This is a genomic window from Streptomyces longwoodensis (assembly GCF_001514125.1).
Classification (GTDB): Bacteria; Actinomycetota; Actinomycetes; order Streptomycetales; family Streptomycetaceae; genus Streptomyces; species Streptomyces longwoodensis.
The window spans coordinates 924588-940926 of sequence record NZ_KQ948549.1 but is presented as its reverse complement, the minus strand read 5'-3'; the positions used below and the strand labels follow the sequence as shown (position 1 = coordinate 940926).

The 16339-nt window shown below is 72.1% G+C and carries 17 protein-coding genes; 5 read left to right on the top strand and 12 right to left on the bottom strand.

Annotation, left to right across the window (positions count from 1 at the left end; translation table 11 throughout):
* Window position 1: 1 nt before the first annotated feature.
* Window positions 2-805, bottom strand: a complete 804-nt coding sequence (locus AQJ30_RS04310; protein WP_067228618.1) for an alpha/beta fold hydrolase — start codon at window positions 803-805, stop codon at window positions 2-4.
* Between the two features lie 115 nt (window positions 806-920).
* The gene (locus tag AQJ30_RS04305; protein ID WP_067228616.1) at window positions 921-1586 is read right to left on the bottom strand and encodes a DUF4097 family beta strand repeat-containing protein; all 666 of its coding nucleotides are present in this window, start codon (window positions 1584-1586) and stop codon (window positions 921-923) included.
* Between the two features lie 230 nt (window positions 1587-1816).
* Between AQJ30_RS04305 and AQJ30_RS04300 the strand changes: the two genes are divergently transcribed.
* Window positions 1817-2581, top strand: coding sequence for a helix-turn-helix domain-containing protein (locus AQJ30_RS04300; RefSeq protein WP_067228615.1), 765 nt, complete (start codon window positions 1817-1819; stop codon window positions 2579-2581).
* Between the two features lie 91 nt (window positions 2582-2672).
* A complete protein-coding gene (locus tag AQJ30_RS04295) occupies window positions 2673-4847 on the top strand; it encodes an FG-GAP-like repeat-containing protein (protein WP_067228613.1) in 2175 nt (724 codons plus the stop codon).
* Window positions 4848-4958: 111 nt separating this feature from the next.
* Here the strand turns inward: AQJ30_RS04295 and AQJ30_RS04290 are convergent, their stop codons facing one another.
* Entirely contained in the window at window positions 4959-5372 is a 414-nt protein-coding gene (locus tag AQJ30_RS04290; RefSeq protein WP_067228611.1) for a RidA family protein, read from the bottom strand.
* 75 nt (window positions 5373-5447) lie between these two features.
* Here AQJ30_RS04290 and AQJ30_RS04285 point away from each other — a divergent pair, with 75 nt between their 5' ends.
* The gene (locus tag AQJ30_RS04285) at window positions 5448-5813 is read left to right on the top strand and encodes a winged helix-turn-helix transcriptional regulator (protein WP_067228609.1); all 366 of its coding nucleotides are present in this window, start codon (window positions 5448-5450) and stop codon (window positions 5811-5813) included.
* A 9-nt stretch (window positions 5814-5822) separates the two neighbouring features.
* Here the strand turns inward: AQJ30_RS04285 and AQJ30_RS04280 are convergent, their stop codons facing one another.
* Window positions 5823-6704: an alpha/beta fold hydrolase gene (locus AQJ30_RS04280; RefSeq protein WP_067228607.1), complete on the bottom strand. Its 882-nt coding sequence runs from the start codon at window positions 6702-6704 to the stop codon at window positions 5823-5825.
* 178 nt (window positions 6705-6882) lie between these two features.
* Between AQJ30_RS04280 and AQJ30_RS36490 the strand changes: the two genes are divergently transcribed.
* Window positions 6883-7035 carry a hypothetical protein gene (locus AQJ30_RS36490; RefSeq protein ID WP_169808448.1) on the top strand — a complete coding sequence of 51 codons (153 nt, stop codon included), beginning with the start codon at window positions 6883-6885 and terminating at the stop codon, window positions 7033-7035.
* Window positions 7032-7385 (top strand): SbtR family transcriptional regulator, encoded by a 354-nt coding sequence (locus tag AQJ30_RS04275; RefSeq protein WP_245726795.1) that lies wholly within the window; start codon window positions 7032-7034, stop codon window positions 7383-7385. Before AQJ30_RS36490 ends, AQJ30_RS04275 begins: the two co-directional genes overlap by 4 nt.
* 9 nt (window positions 7386-7394) lie before the next feature.
* Here the strand turns inward: AQJ30_RS04275 and AQJ30_RS04270 are convergent, their stop codons facing one another.
* The 8 genes from AQJ30_RS04270 to AQJ30_RS04235 form a co-directional block, all read right to left on the bottom strand.
* Window positions 7395-8081: a DUF2238 domain-containing protein gene (locus tag AQJ30_RS04270; RefSeq protein ID WP_067228606.1), complete on the bottom strand. Its 687-nt coding sequence runs from the start codon at window positions 8079-8081 to the stop codon at window positions 7395-7397.
* A 121-nt stretch (window positions 8082-8202) separates the two neighbouring features.
* Window positions 8203-9729 carry an NADase-type glycan-binding domain-containing protein gene (locus AQJ30_RS04265; protein ID WP_067228604.1) on the bottom strand — a complete coding sequence of 509 codons (1527 nt, stop codon included), beginning with the start codon at window positions 9727-9729 and terminating at the stop codon, window positions 8203-8205.
* Window positions 9726-10289 carry a phage tail protein gene (locus AQJ30_RS04260; RefSeq protein ID WP_067228602.1) on the bottom strand — a complete coding sequence of 188 codons (564 nt, stop codon included), beginning with the start codon at window positions 10287-10289 and terminating at the stop codon, window positions 9726-9728. The genes AQJ30_RS04265 and AQJ30_RS04260 overlap by 4 nt, the downstream gene beginning before the upstream one ends.
* On the bottom strand, window positions 10286-12244 hold the full coding sequence (locus AQJ30_RS04255) for a putative baseplate assembly protein (protein ID WP_067228600.1): 1959 nt from the start codon (window positions 12242-12244) through the stop codon (window positions 10286-10288). The genes AQJ30_RS04260 and AQJ30_RS04255 overlap by 4 nt, the downstream gene beginning before the upstream one ends.
* On the bottom strand, window positions 12244-12684 hold the full coding sequence (locus AQJ30_RS04250; RefSeq protein WP_067228598.1) for a GPW/gp25 family protein: 441 nt from the start codon (window positions 12682-12684) through the stop codon (window positions 12244-12246). The genes AQJ30_RS04255 and AQJ30_RS04250 overlap by 1 nt, the downstream gene beginning before the upstream one ends.
* A 129-nt stretch (window positions 12685-12813) precedes the next feature.
* On the bottom strand, window positions 12814-14718 hold the full coding sequence (locus tag AQJ30_RS04245) for a VgrG-related protein (RefSeq protein ID WP_067228596.1): 1905 nt from the start codon (window positions 14716-14718) through the stop codon (window positions 12814-12816).
* Window positions 14718-15449 carry a CIS tube protein gene (locus tag AQJ30_RS04240; RefSeq protein WP_067228594.1) on the bottom strand — a complete coding sequence of 244 codons (732 nt, stop codon included), beginning with the start codon at window positions 15447-15449 and terminating at the stop codon, window positions 14718-14720. Before AQJ30_RS04240 ends, AQJ30_RS04245 begins: the two co-directional genes overlap by 1 nt.
* A gap of 12 nt (window positions 15450-15461) precedes the next feature.
* Window positions 15462-15887 (bottom strand): phage tail protein, encoded by a 426-nt coding sequence (locus AQJ30_RS04235; RefSeq protein WP_067228593.1) that lies wholly within the window; start codon window positions 15885-15887, stop codon window positions 15462-15464.
* Between the last annotated feature and the right edge of the window lie 452 nt (window positions 15888-16339).

The following is a 16339-nucleotide window of genomic DNA, read 5'->3' as shown; positions in this document are numbered from 1 at the left end:
TTCAGCCCAGCGCCGCGACCTCGCGAACCGCCCCCGCCACCGACCGGAAGTCCTTGCGCAGGATCGCTCCGTGGTTGCTGGTGGTCTTGGCCGACACCTCGATGTGCGGGTTGCGGGCGGTCACCGCGTCGAGGCTCGTGCGGATCCGCTCCTGTTCGTCGCCGCGGCTGCCGAAGGAGGTGCCGGAGGCGACCACGTACCGCACCGGGACGGTGAGCGCGTCCAGCACCGGTCCCAACTCCCGTTCGCGCGACAGCCTGCCGAGTTCGATGTTGCTCTCGGCCTGCTGCGCGGCGCTCATCCTCGGGGTCAGGCCGGTCGGGCGCAGCAGCGGCGTGAACCAGCCCAGCCGCCGGAACAGCGTGCGGATCCGCACCTCCATCGCGTCGTCGAGCCAGTCGTGCGGGAAGGCGCCGTCGACCAGCACCGCTCCCACGGTCCGTTCGGGATTGCGGTGGGCCCAGTGCGCCGCGACGACCGCGCCGTAGGACCAGCCCACCAGCAGCGCCCGGTCCACGCCGCGGGCGGCGAGCACCGCGTCGACGTCCCGGACGGCGGCCTCGAAGGAGTAGTCCGCCGAGCGCTTCGACTTGCCGCGGGCCCGCTCGTCGTAGGTGAGGTGCCGCCACTCCGGGCCCAGTTCGGCGACGACCCGCCGCCAGTAACCCTGCGTGGCGAACTGGCCGTTGAGGTAGACGACGGGGATGCCGGGGCCACCGGTGTCGGTGACGGCCAGGGCCGTGTCGTCCACCGGCACCAGGCCGGTCCAACGGGACTCAGTAGATGGTGTGTTGTGCCGCGTCATGGCTGGTTCCCCCTGATGGTGGTGCGAGCGTCGTGTCGATCGATCGATCGGTAGGTCGGTAGGTCGGGCTGGTGAGGCGGTCGTGTCGAGGACTGCGGGCTGCGGGCCGCCGGCCTCAGAGGCTGCGGGCCGTGATGTCGCCGTTCGACGTGGTGGCGCGGACGTCGAGTTGGGGCGTGCCGTCGTTCTTCAGGGCGTTGCTGACGCGGCCGTGGCCCGTCCCGGCGTCCAGGGCGGCCGAGACCCCGGTGGCGGCGCCGATCGTGATGTCGCCGGACTGGGTGCGCAGCACGACGGCGCCGCACTTCGCCTCGGCGATCCGGATGTGGCCCCGCGTGGTGCTGATCTCCGCGGAGCCGCCCAGCCGGCCGACCTCGACGTCGCCCTCGACCGCGGTGACCCGCACCTCGCCGGCCTCGTCGATCTTCGTACCGCGGTACGCACCGTCGAGGACCACGTCGCCGAGGCGACCGACGCCACGGAACGCGCAGGCAGCGCTCGTCGCCTCGACGCGCGACCCGGCGGGCAGTTGGACGGTGACCTCGACCGCGCCGGAGGAACCGAGGAGCCGGTTTCCGGAGTCGCCGGTGCCGATCCGCAGCACCCCGTCGGCGTGGGCGACGGTGGTCTGCTCGGCGGCCTGCACGTCACGGCGCCTGGCGGGGTCGGCGGGCAGCACCTCGACCGTGGTGTCGGCACGGTCGGCGGCGATGACCTGGATGCGTCCGGCGGGGACGGCCAGGACAGCGGTGATCGGGGCGGTGGTGACGAACTTCTGCATGATGCTCTCCGGTGTGCGTTCCGTTGTTTCCGACACCGGAAAAGCTACGTTGCTTTCCATGTCTCGACAACAGACTTGTTGCACCGGGAACACGTGAGCACAGCTCAGTTGACATATTTCGTTGCACCCCATTGGCGTTCAACGCAACGCTCCCAACCACCCTCGTTGCAATGGATGAACAGTGAACGCTATGGTCGGACCCGGCACCCGACCGACCAGAGGAGACCCCGATGCCGGGAGGCAGGCTCACCCAGCAGGACCGACGGCAGATCGCCCTGGGGCTGGCCGACGACCTCCCCTACGCCGAGATCGCCCGCCGGCTCGGCCGCCCCACCTCGACGATCACGCGCGAGGTCATGCGCAACGGCGGTCCCGCCTCGTACCGCGCGGACCTGGCCCACCGCGCCGCCGAACGCCGCGCCCAGCGGCGCAGGACGACCGCCGCCCGGGGTCCGGCGCCGGCCCCTGCGACGCACGGGCGCGACGCCGACGCCGTGGCCGAGTACGAGGAGACACTCACCACCGCTCTGATGTCCTCGGGCCTGCCGAGGATGACGGCCCGGGTGCTGACCTGCCTGTTCACCACCGACGAGGGCAGCCTGACCGCGTCGCAGCTCGCCCAGCGGCTCCAGGTGAGCGCCGCCTCCGTCTCCAAGGCGATCACCTTCCTGGAGAGCCAGAGCCTCGTCCGGCGCGAGCGCGACGAACGCCGCCGCGACCGCTACATCGTGGACGACGAACTCTTCTACCAGGCCACCCTGGCCGGCGCGCGCTCCAACGACCACCTCGTGCAGACCGCACGCGAGGGCGTCGCCGTGCTCGGCGCCCACACGCCCGCCGCCGCCCGGCTGGAGAACATCGCGCGCTTCCTGGACTTCATCAGCGAGAGCATCGTCCGCGCCGCCGAACAGGCCCGCGAGGTCCTGCGCACCACCCCCGCGCCGCCGTCCCGGCCGGAGGACCAGCACACGAGCGTGCCGGATGACCGCACCTGACGAACATTCATAAACGTACAACCCAAAGGCCGTTCGGCGGGTCATACCTCCCACAACGACGACGCGACGCGCGTCGACCAGGGGGATCCACATGACTGCTCGCGCCATCAGACGCACCTCGCTCACCCTCGCCACCGCGGTCGTCCTGAGCGTCGGCGGCGTCACGCTCGGTCCGGCGACCGCGGCCGCCGCGCCGGGCGCACCACGGGCGGCCGACGACGAGATCGTTTTCCCGCTCGGCACCCGGGAAGGCAGGAGGGCGGCCGTCGAGGGCCTCGCCCTGGGTGGCGGCAAGCTCAGCGTGCTGGGCACCGCCGACCCCGAGTCCAAACGCGGCTTGTGGGAGTACGACCTCCCGGCCGTCGGCACCCCGCAGCCGGGGCCGCGGCAGCTCGCCGCCCCGCACGTCTGGACGGACTACCCGTGCGAGGGGGTCGACCCCGCCGAGCAGACGTGCAGCGCGTTCTACTCCGAGCTGTGGCCGCTCGGCGACGGCCGGGTCGCCTTCATGACGCCGCTCGGCGGACAGGACGCCCTCGGCGGCGGGGCGCCCCAGGGCGAGACGGGACTCGGCCCGTTCTCCTGGGAGTCGGCGGACCACGTGGTGGCGGCAGGCGGCTCCTACGTGGCCGTGGACGACCGGGGGACGCAGCGCGTCGGCTCCTTCGACCCGGAAGTGCCGTGGCCCGGACAGATCCACACGCGGCCGGCCACCGCGGTGTCCCTGTGGGGCTCGAAGCTGTGGAAACCGGGCGGCACCACCGGCACCGTCAACTCCTACGACCTGGTCACCAAGGCGACCTCCGCGACCGTGACCCTGGGTTCGGGATGCGCCCCGGACGACCTGCAGGCGGTCGGGCGGTGGCTGTACTGGCGCTGCTCCGCGGCCGGCAAGGCCGGGGTCTGGGACCACAGCACCGGCAAGAACGTTCCCGTCCCGGGGGCGCTGGGTGCCAAGGTCGGCGACGGCTACCTCGTCCAGGAGGCCGCGGACCACCGGACGGTGACGCTCACCGACTTCCACCTCGGCGGCGGTCATGCGGCCACCACCGCACCGTTCTTCACCGTCCCCGAAGGCGCCTCGATCAGCCGGCTGGTCGTCGACCGGTACGGCGGTCACGTCGCCTACGCGGACAGCGAGCAGCTGATCCACGTACGGCCGGTGGCGGTGCCACGGTCGCGGATCAGCCTGTTCGACTGGCGCACGGACTCCGCCGTGGACCTGCGCCAGGCGGGCGACCGTACGTGGGAGGGCAGTTGGCGGCTCACCCGGCCCGCCGCGGCCTGGAAGCTCACCATCCAGGACGCGTACGGCGCCACCGTCCGTACTCTGAGCGGCACTTCGCACCAGGGCGCCGCCGTCCTGGCCTCCTGGGACGGCAAGGACGATGCGGGCGGGACGGCGGTCAGCGGCCGGTACCACTGGACGATGACGGTGGACCCGGGCGACGGCGGCGCGGTGCGCACCCTGCCGACGGGCAGCTTCCGGCTCACCGGCGGCCGCTCAGCGTTCCGCGACGCGGACGCCGACGGCCACGGCGAGCTGTACACGATGACCGGCGGCGGCCTCCTGGAGGCCCACCGCTTCTCCGAGGGCGCGCCGGCCGGCGCCCGCGGCTGGTCGGCCTGGGACCCGGCCACCCGGCTGGTCCCCGTCGGCGACCTGACCGGCGACGGCTGCTCCGACCTGCTCGGCCGGACGACCGACGGCAAGCTGTACCGGTACTCCGGCGGCTGCACCGGCGCCTTCCCGCCCGACGCCGAGCGCACCCTGGTCGGCTCGGGCTGGGGCGGCTTCGACGCGATCGTCGCCGCCGACGACTTCACCGGGGACCACCGCCCCGACCTGCTGGCCCGCCAGGCCGCCACCGGCTACCTGTACCTGTACAGGTCCAACGCCCAGGGCCACCTCGATCCGGGGGTGCGCGTCGGCACCGGCTGGAAGGGCTACACCCTCGTCGGCGCCGCCGACGTGACCGGTGACGGCGTCGGCGACCTCATCGCCCGGGACTCCGGTGGCGAACTGTGGCGCTACGACGGCGATGGCGCGGGCGGCTTCGAGCCGCGGACGCTGCTCTTCAGCGACTGGGGCGCCGGGCGCAACGCGATCGTCGCGGTCGGCGACGTGACCGGGGACGGCTTCCCCGACCTGGTCTCCCGCACGACGGACGGCAAGCTGCTGCGCAACAAGGGCTGGGGGGACGGGACGTTCAGCGCGACCTACACCCTCGCCACTGGGTGGCAGGGGTACCGCGCGCTGTACTGAGCGGACGCGTCGTCAGTCGGTCGCTCAACCTCCCTACCGAGGGCCACCAGTTCACCGTCACCGAGCCACCGGCCAGTCGGCCACGGACGTCGGTCCGCGCCCGGCTCGGCACTATCCGTCCAGAAGGGCGGTCGCCTCGACCTCCACGAGGACGTCCGGCTCGAAGAGGTGGTCGACGCCGATCAGGGAGGCCGGGGGCATGGGCAGGCGGAGCCCGATCTCGTCGGCGACGGACTCGACCCCTGCCATGAAATCGCCGATCTTCTCCGGGCTCCACCGGGTCACGTAGAACGTCAGCCGCAGGACGTCCGCGAACGACGCACCGGCGCCCGTCAGACCGACGGAGGTGTTGCGCAGCGCCTGGGCGACCTGCCCGGACAGATCACCGGGTGCGACGGGGGTCCCGTCGGCCCGGCGCGCGATCTGACCGCTGACGTGGACGTGCTTGGCTCCGGTGCCCACCGCGACATGGTGGTACGGGGTCGGTTGCAGCATGCCGTCCGGGGTGAAGTGCTGCACAGTCATGAGTCGCTCCTCCGCAGTAGGTATCTGTACGCTACCTAGTGGCAGAAGGACACTTCAACGAGACCAGGTTTCGCCATGGCTACCTCCGACGAGCTCCGCATCGAGGCACCGCACCGCGAGTTGCTCGACCAGATCCTCGACAAGTGGTCCCTCAGCGTCCTCAACGAGCTCTGCGAACGCCCGTGCCGCTTCAACGAACTGCGACGGGCCATCCCCCAGGTCACCCAGAAGTCGCTGACCGCGACACTGCGGCGGCTCGAACGCAATGGCGTGATCGAGCGCGAGGTCGTCTCCACCCGGCCGGTAGCGGTCCAGTACCGGATCACCCCACTCGGCAAGACGCTTCGGGCCCCCATCGACGTACTGCTGGCCTGGGCATCGGACCACATGCCCGCCATCGAGCACGCGCGCGAGACCTTCGACGGCAGGCCCGACAGCTGAAACGATCAGTTACGAAGCCGCAGCCGGACTCAGCACCCGCCCGAGGAAGCCGCGGAGGTAGCCCGCGACGACGTCCAGGTGGCTCTCCAACAGGAAGTGGCCGCCGTCGATCAGGTGCACCTCCCCGTCCTTGGCGTCGCGGGCGAAGGCCTGCGCGCCCGCGGGGCCGAAGATCTCGTCGTTGCGGCCCCACACGGCCAGCACGGGGACCTCGCTGGTCCGCAGGAACTCGTGCAGGAGCGGGTAGAGCGGGCGGTTGTTCCGGTAGTCGCGGAACAGCGCCAGCTGGATCTGGTCGTTGCCCTCGCGGGAGACGAGGGCGAAGTCGTGCTCCCAGGTGTCCGGGCTCACCCGGCTCGGGTCGGGCACGCCGTGCGTGTACTGCCAGCGGATGGCCTCGAGGTCCAGCGCCGTGCGGACGGCCGGCTCGGTGTCGGCGCCGGGGTTCGCCCCGTACGCCCAGACGTCCGTCCAGAACGACTCGACGAAGCCGTCCTCGTAGCCGTTGCCGTTCTGGGTGACCAGGGCGGAGATCCGTTCGGGGTGCTTGAGGGCGAGCCGCCAGCCGATGGGGGCGCCGTAGTCCTGGACGTAGAGGGCGAAGCGGTCCAGGCCCAGCTGGTCGAGCAGTCCGGAGGTGAGCTCGGCGAGCGCGTCGAAGGTGTAGGTGAACTCGCTCGCCGAGGGAGCGGCGGAGTGGCCGAAGCCGAGGTGGTCCGGCGCTATGACGTGGTAGTCCCCGGCCAGCAGCGGGATGAGCTCGCGGAACATGAAAGAGCTGGTCGGGTAGCCGTGCAGCAGGACGATGGCGGGGGCGTCGGCGGGGCCGGCCTCCCGGTAGAAGATCTCGTGGCCGTCGACGGTGGCGGTTCGGTAGTGCACCGAGCTCATGCCTAACCCCTTTAGATGCTTGAACCGGTTAGTTGCCCACCATGCAAGCACGAGAGTGCTAACCTGTCAAAGGCTTTTGAACAGTTAGATATACGGGCCCGAGGCCGTGGAGACACTGGCGGTACGTCATCAACTGGCGCACTGGACAGGTGAGTCCGGATCGGGGGGACCGCTGACGGTGCTGGTCAACAACGTCGGGGCGATGTTCGCCGAGCGGCAGATGCGGGGCGGTGTTGAGGCGTCGTTCGTCGTCAACCACATGACCGACCCGAAGATCGTCTCGCCCGCCCTGCGGCTGCTGTGGCCTCTGGTGCGCCGTACCTTCGCATGACGGGCTTTCTCTTCCACACCGTCGAGGCGCAGGCCAGCGACACCGCCCTGCCTCCCGTCGCCGCCCCGGCCACCGACGCCGTGCCGCGCACCACGGAGCTCAAGACGTCGCTCGCGTCGGCCGGCGCCACCCTTCTCGCCCGGGCCCGCGATGCCGAAGTGGTCCGTCCCGACCTCGCCGCCGCCGATCTCGTCCCGCTCATGTGCGGCATCGCCCATGCCGTGAGCGTCCACGGCGGTAGCCACGCCGACCGGGTCGACACCGCACACCGCTACCTCGCCGCCCTCCTCGAGGGAATGCGCACGACACCACCGAGCGCGGGAGCGACCCGCCCCACCCCGTCGGGCTGAGGGAGCGGTTCAGTCCTTCGCGGGAAGCGTCAGGCGGGTGAGGCTGCGGTCGTGCAGGCGGCTGAGGAGCAGCAGTGAGCAGGTCGCGCCGATCAGTGCGCAGAACATGTCCCACTGGGTGTCCCAGACGTCGCCCTGGGTGGCCAGGAAGGCGTCGGCGGAGTGGCCGCCGGTTACGGCCGCTGCCCACTCCAGCATTTCGAAGACCGCGCTGAAGGCGAGGCAGGCGCAGACGGTCAACGGAGCCAGCCAGCGGCTGCCGCGCAACGGCGAGGTGCGAACGAGGAGTTCGCGGACCAGGATCGCCGGGACGAAGCCCTGCATGAGGTGGCCGAAGCGGTCGTAGGGGTTGCGGTCCAGGCCGAGCCGGCCGCGGACCCAGTCTCCGGCGGGGACCTCCGCGTAGGTGTAGTGCCCGCCCACGATGAGGACCAGCGCGTGCGCGGCCAGCAGCACGCACAGCAGGCCGCTCAGCGGGAAGCGTCGACGCAGCAGGACCGCCAGGGGCAGGCCCACCATCACCCAGACCGTCTCCAGCACCCAGGTGGTCGGGTCCTTGGCACCGAACGCCGACGCCACGAGCGCCGCGGCGACGGCCACCGCGAGAACGGCGGGCAGCCTGCGGCCGCTTGCGGCTTGCGGGGTGTCCGGCCGTGCGTCCTGCGACGGGCTGACGGTCGGGTGGATGGCGGACATCGCTGGCTCCTCGTGTCTGGGGTTGCCTTCATCCTCGGGTCCGCCGTGGGCCCCCGGCCTGAGTGCGCGTACTCAATCGCCTTTCCCGGGTACCTGGTTGGGGCGCATCCCGAGGACGGCTTCACTGGTTTCTGCTGGTGTTCGACGGGCCGAAGAACTCGATCTCGGCGATGGCGACTTGTTTGTCGGCGGAGGCGGCGTAGGACGAGCGCACGATGAGGCGTACGGCGGTGACCTCGCCGGCACGGAAGGCGCGGCGCTGGCCTCCTGCGGCTTGGTCGAGGGTGAGGAAGCGGGATTCCTCCTTGCCGTCCGCGGTGGTGATGACGGCCTCGACGCGTCGTGGGAGGGCCGACTCGGAGAGCTGGTCGGCGTGTGTGGAGACGCCGGGGGTGATGATGATGTCGAGCAGCCGGGTGGGCTGGTCGAAGCGGGCCTCGATCCACTCCCCCGCGCCGGACTGGTTGACCCCTGGGCCCCACCAGGTGTTGTTGAGCTTGTCGAAGGCGAGTTCCGGACCGTGCCGCGGATAGGAGCGCGAGGCTTCGACGCTGTCCGGTCCGACCGGGCCGCGCTTGGTGAAGTGGTCGCGCACCGCGCTGACGGCGTTGTCGGCGTTGACGACGGCGGTGATCAGGAGGGTGAGCAGGACCGCCCAGAGCGCCCAGGTCATCAGGTACCCGAAACCCCGCTTCAGGCGTGGCCGGTCGCCCGCCCACGGCGTCTGGCGGTTGCGCGGGTCCAGCATGCGGCGCCACCACGGGCGGGGGCCGGTGGCCTGGGGATCCTGGGACTGCGGCATCGCGCACAGGCGGCAGAAGTGGCGGTCCGGACGGTTGGGTGTGGCGCACCACGGGCAGGGCGTGCCGCCGTCGGTCTCGGGTGCCTGGCCGGGCGCGCGGACCTGCGGCCGGTCCGCGTCGGGGCGGCCTGGCAGTACGGGAGGGACGGACGGGGTTGCTGCGGCCTGGCGTTGGGGGTCGGCCACGGGTACGAGCAGGGATCTGGCCCGTGCGATGGTGTCGTCCGGGGTACTGGAGGCGCCGGGTGCCGCGGGCGCCTGTGCGGTGGGTGCGTCGTCGTCGGGCCGGTCGGTGTGGGTTCCGTCGTGGGCTGATCTGACCGGCTGCGGGTCGTTGGCCTGGCTGTTCATGCCCGGTGCGTTCATGCCCGGTGCGTTCATGTCCGGGCCGGTCGCGTCCGGCGTGCTGTTCGCGGGCATGTCCGGTTCGGGCTCGCCGGAGGCAGGTGGGCGTGACGGGGGGCCGTCCGGTTCCGGGGCGGGCGTACCTCGCGCGGGAGCCTCGCCGAACGAGGCCAGGACGTCGGCGTACGCGCTGTCCCCGAGCGTGGTGTCCGGCTCGTCGTGGAGGGCCGGGCGCGGTGGCCGGTCGCTGTTCACGGTCGCCGGTGTCCCGCCGGCTTCCGGCGGATTCGTGTCCCCGGCAGCGGGCGCCGGCTCCGTGGGCAGTTCGTCCGGCTCGCGGGCGTCGTCGGCCGTACCGTCGCGCGCTGTGCGACGGGCCCAGCGCAGCACGGCGCCGCAGGAGTCGCAGAAGAACTGGCCGGGCGCCGCCCGGGTGCCGCAGTCGGCACAGCGCGCTGCCCCGTCCCTGGCCGCACCGGTGGCGGGGGGCTGGCTGGTCATCTCTCGGGAGTCCTTTCCGCGGCGGTCACCTGGACCGTGTAGGGCATGTGGGCGGGGCGGGCCGCGGCGACGAGGCTGTCGAGCCGGTGTGTGTCCGCGGGGGTCGGGTCGGGCAGCCGCACGATGACGTGCAGCCGTGGCCGGGGCTCGCCGGGGACGGCGCCGAGCGGCCCGGCGCTCCAGTCGGCGGCTCCGCTCTCGCTGATCTCGGGCTCCACGCCGAGGGCCAGCCGGACCGTCTCGGCCAGGCCGCGCCGCGTGCCGCGGACCCGGTGCAGCCGCGCGGCGGCCGCCACCGCGGCCCGCAGCCACTCCTCCGGCTCCGTGCCGTCGGTCTCGGCGCCGACCCACCCGCCGAGCCAGCGGGTGAAGTCCGCCGGGGCGAGCGCGGGGGTGAAGTAGGAGTCCAGGCAGTCCAGGACGTTCAGGATCGGGGCGAGCACCTCATCGAGCCCGGCGACGAAACGCTGCGCCAGGTCGTCGTCGGCGAACACGGCGGGTAGCAGCTCGCCGAGCGGCGCGGAGGACCTCAGCCCGTCGACGGACCCCCTCGCACTCATGCGCCGTCCCCCATCACGCGCACCCGGTGGTCGAAGGAGAACACCAGCGCCGCCGGGTCAAGGTCGATCCGGTCCGTCGCCTCGCCCCGCTTCCCGGTCAACGGGTCCGCCGGGTGCAGCAGCACCTCGTCGACCAGCTCCACACCGGCCACCCGCTGCAGCACCGCGAAGATCTCGCCCGCCTGGACCCGTCGGCCGAACGGCCAGCCCGTGCCGTCCGCACCCCCGGTCAGCGGGTCGAGGTGGCGGTAGAGGGCGTCCTGCGCCTGCCGCCGCACCCGGTCGGCGTCCACGTCCCGGAAGGCGTGCACCGTCGCGACGACGGTCACGCCCTGGTAGAACGGCGGCCCCACCGCCAGCCGGGTCCCGATGAGCCTGCGCTCGTCGAGGAAGCGGGTGATACGCCGCAACAGACCGTCCCCAGGGACCAGTTGCTCGAAGCGCAGCCTGCCGCCCGGGTCGGCTACCGCCTGCGGGACCACCAGCACCCGTACCGCGTACGCCCCGTGCTCACTCTCCTCGCCCTCCAGGCAGGAGATGCGGGCCGTCTCCGGGGCGGCACGCCGCGCGAGTTCCTCGTAGTCGCGCAGGGTCACCGCGCGTTCCTGGGCCCGCAGGGTGATCGGGGCCCGGGTCTTGGCCTCCTCCACCGTCTCCCCCTCGACCCCGCCCCGTGCCGCTTCCCGGTTGACGACCGAGGAGACGTACGGGACGGAGGTGCGCAGCACCCGTATCGCGCCGCGGGCCACGTTCCCGGCCCGCCCGCCGCCGACCCGGTAGCGGCGTACTCGTACGACCGCGCCCTGCGGGGGCACGGCCCCGTACTGGCGCAGGGTGCCGTCGGGTTCCCGGACCGCCGGGCCGAAGGCGATCTCCCCGGTGGTGGCGTCGACGGTGATGTGCCGGTCGTGCGGTCCGGAGGCGGCGAAGTGGGGTACGACGTCCCAGTCCTGCCAGCCGTCGTCCTCGGCGCACTGCAGCAGTACCGGAGGATCGTCGCCGACGACGGGTGCGTGGGCCAGCCGGAGGCGCTGGCCGGGCAGGCCGGTGGACTCGCCGAGGGTCTCGTCGTACACGGTCTCGGCGTGCACCACACCGGTGGTGCCGCCCACGGTGAACGCCTCGGCGGAACGCACGGTCGGCGAGGTGGTGTAGAAGGGCTGGCCCGGCAGCGGTTCGGTGACCCGGCAGCGCAGCCAGCCGGCCTCCCGCCCGCCGGTGCGGGACAGCACATGCCCGCCGGGAACCAGCAGGACCGCCTCGCCGGGCCGGTTGAGGCCGCCGGTGCCGTCCCGGTCCACCTCGCAGGCCGCCCAGCCGTCCTCGGTCCACGCCTCCCACACCAGCGGCGGCTGCCGGGGGTCGACGCCGACGCCGTCGACGCGGCTGTCCAGCCCCAGCGCCACCGCACAGTGCGGCACGGCGGCGTCCAGCCCGAGCAGCATGCAGTCACCGGGACGTGGGGCCTCGGCGAAGCACATCACGTCCTTCGCCTCGGCGAGATCGGCGGTCATGTCGGTGACGGGCTCGCCCTGGCGCTGCACCATGAGGTGGCGCAACGCGCTGGGTACGACGACCAGTTCGCGTTCGGTCGCGAAGACGACCGCCTCCTCGCTCTCGGTGCGGGCGGTGGCGACCTCGGTGCCGACGGGCAGCACCACCGGTTCCTCCTGCGGGGCGGAGAGCCAGAAGGTGACGTCGGCGCGGGCGGCCGACGGCGGGAACAGCCGGATGCCGACCAGGTCGAGGAAGGCCACGTGGTTCCTTTCCGGCACCCGGTTCAGCCGGTAGACGATCTGGTCCGCCATGTGGGCGACCGTCTCGACGAAGGTGATACCCGGGTCGGAGACGTTGTGGTCGGTCCATTCGGGGGCGCGCCGCTGGATGTAGCGCTTGGCGTCGTCGACGAACTGCTGGAAGCGCCGGTCGTCGAGGTTCGGGGAGGGCAGGGCCATCAGCGGGGGCCTTCCGGGGAGTTGTCCGAGCCGCCGTCGCCGGGCTCGTCGTGGGAGGGGATGACGTAGAACGGGAAGACCAGGCTGCGCGGGTTGTTGGTGCCGCGGATCGCGTAGCGGACGTCGATGAAGAGCACCCCCTGGCCGGTGCTCGCGGTGACCTCCACCTCGGTCACCTCGATCCGGGGCTCCCACCGGTCGAGGCTGACGTACACCTCGTGCTGGATGCGGCCCGCGGTGGCCTCGTTGACCGGCGCGAACACCAGGTCGTGGATGGCGCAACCGAACTCGGGCCGCATCGGCCGCTCCCCCGGCGCGGTGGACAGCACCAGCCGGATGGCCTCCTCGATCTCCCGTTCCCCGCTGACCAGGGCGATGCCCCCGGTCGGCCCGATGCGCAGGGGGAACGCCCAGCCGGCCCCGACGAACTGCTCGGCCATCAGCAGACCACCCGCTCCCTCTCCCGCTCATGGCGGACTTCACCGACATCACGCACGTCATGGACTTCACGGAATTTCATGGACCCGGCCGCTCTCGGGTACAGCGTGGTCCGCGTCGCACCCTCGCCGTCACGGGATCGGATACGGCTTGTTGTTGACCAGCACGACACCTTGCAGCGTCAGCGTGGCGGCCCGGATGCCCACGTTGGCGACGGAGTTGACCTGGACGGTCCCTCCCGCGGTGACCGTCGCCGCGCCCGCCGCCTTGAGGCTGAGCGCGCCCAGCGCGTCCACGTTGACGGCCCCGGCGAGCGACCTGAGGTTGACCAGGCCCCTGCCCTGGAGGGTGAGGGGGCCGCCGCTCTTGATGGTCAGGGACCGCCGCGCGCTCAGCGTGAGGTCGGTGCCCGCCTCCACGGACACCGACCTGCCGCCCTTGATGGTGACGGAGCCCTTGCTGTCCACCGTGATCTCGGTCTTCGTCCGGTCGAGGTTGATGGTGAGCCGGCCGTCGCCGCTCGCGACACGCACGCCCTGCCGGCGGGCGCCGGTGGTCTGGCTGAGCAGGTCCACCCGGTTCCCGTCCCGGTCGGACAGCGTGTGCCGGATGGCTTTGTGCCGCAGTCCGTCGTGCAGGGGCACGTCCGGGACAGGGGTCGGCACGTCCCGGCCGTTGTAGAGGCCGCCGATGACGAACGGATGGTCCAGGGCCCCTCGGTCGAAGGCCACCAGCACCTCGTCGCCGACGTCCAGCGGGAAGATCCCGCCGCCTGACGTGCCGCCCCACTGCACGGTGCGGGTCCAGTCGCTGACGTAGGTGTCGTCCAGCCACGGGAACCGCAGCTTCACCCGGCCCTGCTTCAGCGGGTCCTGCACGTCGGTGACCAGGGCGTTGGCCACGCTCGGCAGCCTTGGCGCGGCAGTGCCGCCGGCGCCGGAGGCGAGCCCGTACAGGGAGCGCCACTGCCGGCCGCTGACGGTCACCCACGTCTGATAGTGGCTGTCGTCGCCGAAGACGTGCCGTACGGAGGTGACCGTGTACTTGCCCTCGAAGGGGGCGCCCACGTCCCTGAGCGTGACCGGCACACCGGGGCGCAGCTTCGGGTTGCCGCGCACGGTGACCTCCAGCTCGGCGAAGGAGGACGCGACGTCGTCTGCGAGCGCGTCGGCGGCGTGGCCGACCTCGGCCTGGCGGTCGTACGGCGTCTGGGTCTCGACCAGTTTCCCGGGCGGGAACGCCGAGGCGGCCGCGCCCGGAGTGGTGCCGATGAGGGCGGCCGGGGTGCTCGTGGTGGGTGCCGTCGAGGTGAGCGTCTTCTTCGTGGTGACGTCCCAGCCCCGTGACTCGACCTTGCCGATCTGGTCAGCGGAGGTGACCGCGGCCCGGCAGCGCAGCACGTCCTGTCCGGCGTGCAGCACGAACGGGCTTTTGTCGCCGTCGGTGCTGGTCGGTGGGGCTCCGGACGCCGGCGCGGCCTCGACGAACCGGAACCCGCCCTGGGAGTCCAGCGACATCACCATGCCGTTCTCGTCCGCGAGCCGGGCCAGGAAGTCCCAGTCGGTGACGTTCGACTGGCTGATGAACTCGTAGACCGTCCTGGTCGGCTGCACCCTGCCGATCGCGATGCCGCTGCGCGCGGCCAGCTTGCGGGCGATGTCGGCGGCCGTCTGGTTGCGGTACGCGGCGACCCGGCGCTGCCGCATCAGACGGTGGCCCAGGTCGTAGCCGCGGATCACGGTGAACGTGCCGGTGCCGTCGTAGTCGGTCTCCATGCCGGTCACCTCGCCGGTGAGCAGCGGCGATGCCGCGCCCTGGCTGTCCGCGACCGGTGCCACGACCACCTTGGTGCCGAACCGTACGCTCAGCTCGCCCAGGAGCAGGCCGTGCGGGTCCCGGAAGGTGAGCCGGAACGCGCCGGGGACGCCGGCCCCGAGGTCCACCCACGCCCCGACGAGATCGTCGGCGATGTGGTCCGGGAGCTTGGCGCCGCCGATCGAGACATGGACGACGTTGGAGAAGGACGCCTGCGCCATCAGTGACCGGCCACCTCTTCGGCCGCCGGGAGCACCACTTGCGTGCCGGTCCGCAGCCGGGACGGGTCGTCGATGCCGTTGGCCTCGGCGATGGCCCGCCAGACGTTCGCGTCGCCGTACTCCCGCCACGCCAGCGACTGCAGCGTGTCGCCCGCGACGACGCGGTGCACCCGCCGCGCGGTGAGCGCTCCCGAGGTGGGGTTCTGTCCCCTGGTCCGGCTGGGTATCTCGTGCAGCCGCACCTGGCAGGTGGCCCGGATCGGCACTCCGGTCGTGCCGAACAGGGAGTAGGCGGCGTCCACGGAGGAGACGTACGCGGTGAAGCGGGCCGTCGAGAAGGATCCCCACTGGAAGACGACCCAGGGGGTGGAGGGCTGCTTGGCGGCGATGCTCTTCGCGGTCACCTCACAGCACGAGAACAGTGCCTCCACCTTCTTCAGCACGGTGTTGCCGTCCGGGTCGGCGGAGGAGTCCAGGAAGATCTCCACCGTCATCTGTCGCGGCTCGGGCCCCATGAACTCCGGTACGGAACCGTCGCGGACCGCGGCGGTCGGGGTGCTCTTCCACTGCGCCTGCCGACTGAGCGCGAGCTGGGACGGGTTGAACCCGAAGGTGAAGTTCTTGATCAGCGCGCCCGGGGTGGTGCTGCGGCCGATCGGCGGCTCGTGAATGGCCAGCGAGGCCCGCACCAGGCTCTTGCCCGCGCCGCCTCTTCCCGCCTTGCCTGCCATGTGCGCCCGCCCCTAGTCCGTGAACCCGTGATGCGTGATTTCCAGAACCTCCGTCGCCACGGCGGGACTCGCCGGATCGAGGGAGGGCCCCTGCCAGCTGACCGGGAGCACGTCGATCAGCCCCCAGCGCGCCACCTCCGAGCCGTCCGCGCGCAGGGCCGCGATCTGGCCGGTGGGCCGGGTGATGCCCGTGCTCACGGAGGAGATCCAGGCCGCGACCTTCGCCGTGTCGGGAGTCAGGGGCCGGGTCAGGCGGATCGTCGAGAACGTGACCCGGGACGGGAGCTGCCAGACGAACCCGTTGTTCCCGCCCTCCTGGCGCTGCTCGATCTCCACCGTGGAGGCCAGCCCTTCGCACCCGTTGAAGTAGCCGAGGCTCTCGCCGTCGATGGTGAGAGTGAAGAAGACGGTGGATCCCGGGTCGAGATCGCGGGGCATCGGGTGGGCCTTTCTGGGAAGCAACCGGCCGGTCGGGCCGTGGGACGAAGAAGGGGAAGGGGAAGAGGAAGGGGAAGGGGTCGGGTGTCGGCTCAGTCGCGCGGATCGCGGAGCCTTCCGACGCGCTCCCGGTCGAGCCTCAGTTCGGTCCGCAACTGCCGGGTGATCCGGCCGACGAGCCGGTGCGTGAGGTCGTCGAGCTGGAAATCGGTCAGGGAACGGGGGTCGAAGACGGGGGCGGGGGTGGGGGGTGGGGGCCGATGGGCGGGAGCGGCCGTGGTCGGAGGGGAGCCGGTGTGCCTCGGCGCCGGCTGCGGGGTTCTGCGCGAGGTGGGTATGGCGGACGTCCTGTTCGGTGTGGCTTCGGGGACGCGCTGGACGACTGGCGGACTTGGCGCAGGCGTAGCCGCGGGTGCGGGTGCGGGAACCGGTGCGGGATGGTTGGTGGGCGG

Excerpts from the sequence above, each read along its gene's own strand:
- AQJ30_RS04310 (WP_067228618.1), bottom strand. The coding sequence starts at position 805 with ATGACGCGGCACAACACACCATCTACTGAGTCCCGTTGGACCGGCCTG.
- AQJ30_RS04305 (WP_067228616.1), bottom strand. The coding sequence starts at position 1,586 with ATGCAGAAGTTCGTCACCACCGCCCCGATCACCGCTGTCCTGGCCGTC.
- AQJ30_RS04300 (WP_067228615.1), top strand. The coding sequence starts at position 1,817 with ATGCCGGGAGGCAGGCTCACCCAGCAGGACCGACGGCAGATCGCCCTG.
- AQJ30_RS04295 (WP_067228613.1), top strand. The coding sequence starts at position 2,673 with ATGACTGCTCGCGCCATCAGACGCACCTCGCTCACCCTCGCCACCGCG.
- AQJ30_RS04290 (WP_067228611.1), bottom strand. The coding sequence starts at position 5,372 with ATGACTGTGCAGCACTTCACCCCGGACGGCATGCTGCAACCGACCCCG.
- AQJ30_RS04285 (WP_067228609.1), top strand. The coding sequence starts at position 5,448 with ATGGCTACCTCCGACGAGCTCCGCATCGAGGCACCGCACCGCGAGTTG.
- AQJ30_RS04280 (WP_067228607.1), bottom strand. The coding sequence starts at position 6,704 with ATGAGCTCGGTGCACTACCGAACCGCCACCGTCGACGGCCACGAGATC.
- AQJ30_RS04275 (WP_245726795.1), top strand. The coding sequence starts at position 7,032 with ATGACGGGCTTTCTCTTCCACACCGTCGAGGCGCAGGCCAGCGACACC.
- AQJ30_RS04270 (WP_067228606.1), bottom strand. The coding sequence starts at position 8,081 with ATGTCCGCCATCCACCCGACCGTCAGCCCGTCGCAGGACGCACGGCCG.
- AQJ30_RS04265 (WP_067228604.1), bottom strand. The coding sequence starts at position 9,729 with ATGACCAGCCAGCCCCCCGCCACCGGTGCGGCCAGGGACGGGGCAGCG.
- AQJ30_RS04260 (WP_067228602.1), bottom strand. The coding sequence starts at position 10,289 with ATGAGTGCGAGGGGGTCCGTCGACGGGCTGAGGTCCTCCGCGCCGCTC.
- AQJ30_RS04255 (WP_067228600.1), bottom strand. The coding sequence starts at position 12,244 with ATGGCCCTGCCCTCCCCGAACCTCGACGACCGGCGCTTCCAGCAGTTC.
- AQJ30_RS04250 (WP_067228598.1), bottom strand. The coding sequence starts at position 12,684 with ATGGCCGAGCAGTTCGTCGGGGCCGGCTGGGCGTTCCCCCTGCGCATC.
- AQJ30_RS04245 (WP_067228596.1), bottom strand. The coding sequence starts at position 14,718 with ATGGCGCAGGCGTCCTTCTCCAACGTCGTCCATGTCTCGATCGGCGGC.
- AQJ30_RS04240 (WP_067228594.1), bottom strand. The coding sequence starts at position 15,449 with ATGGCAGGCAAGGCGGGAAGAGGCGGCGCGGGCAAGAGCCTGGTGCGG.
- AQJ30_RS04235 (WP_067228593.1), bottom strand. The coding sequence starts at position 15,887 with ATGCCCCGCGATCTCGACCCGGGATCCACCGTCTTCTTCACTCTCACC.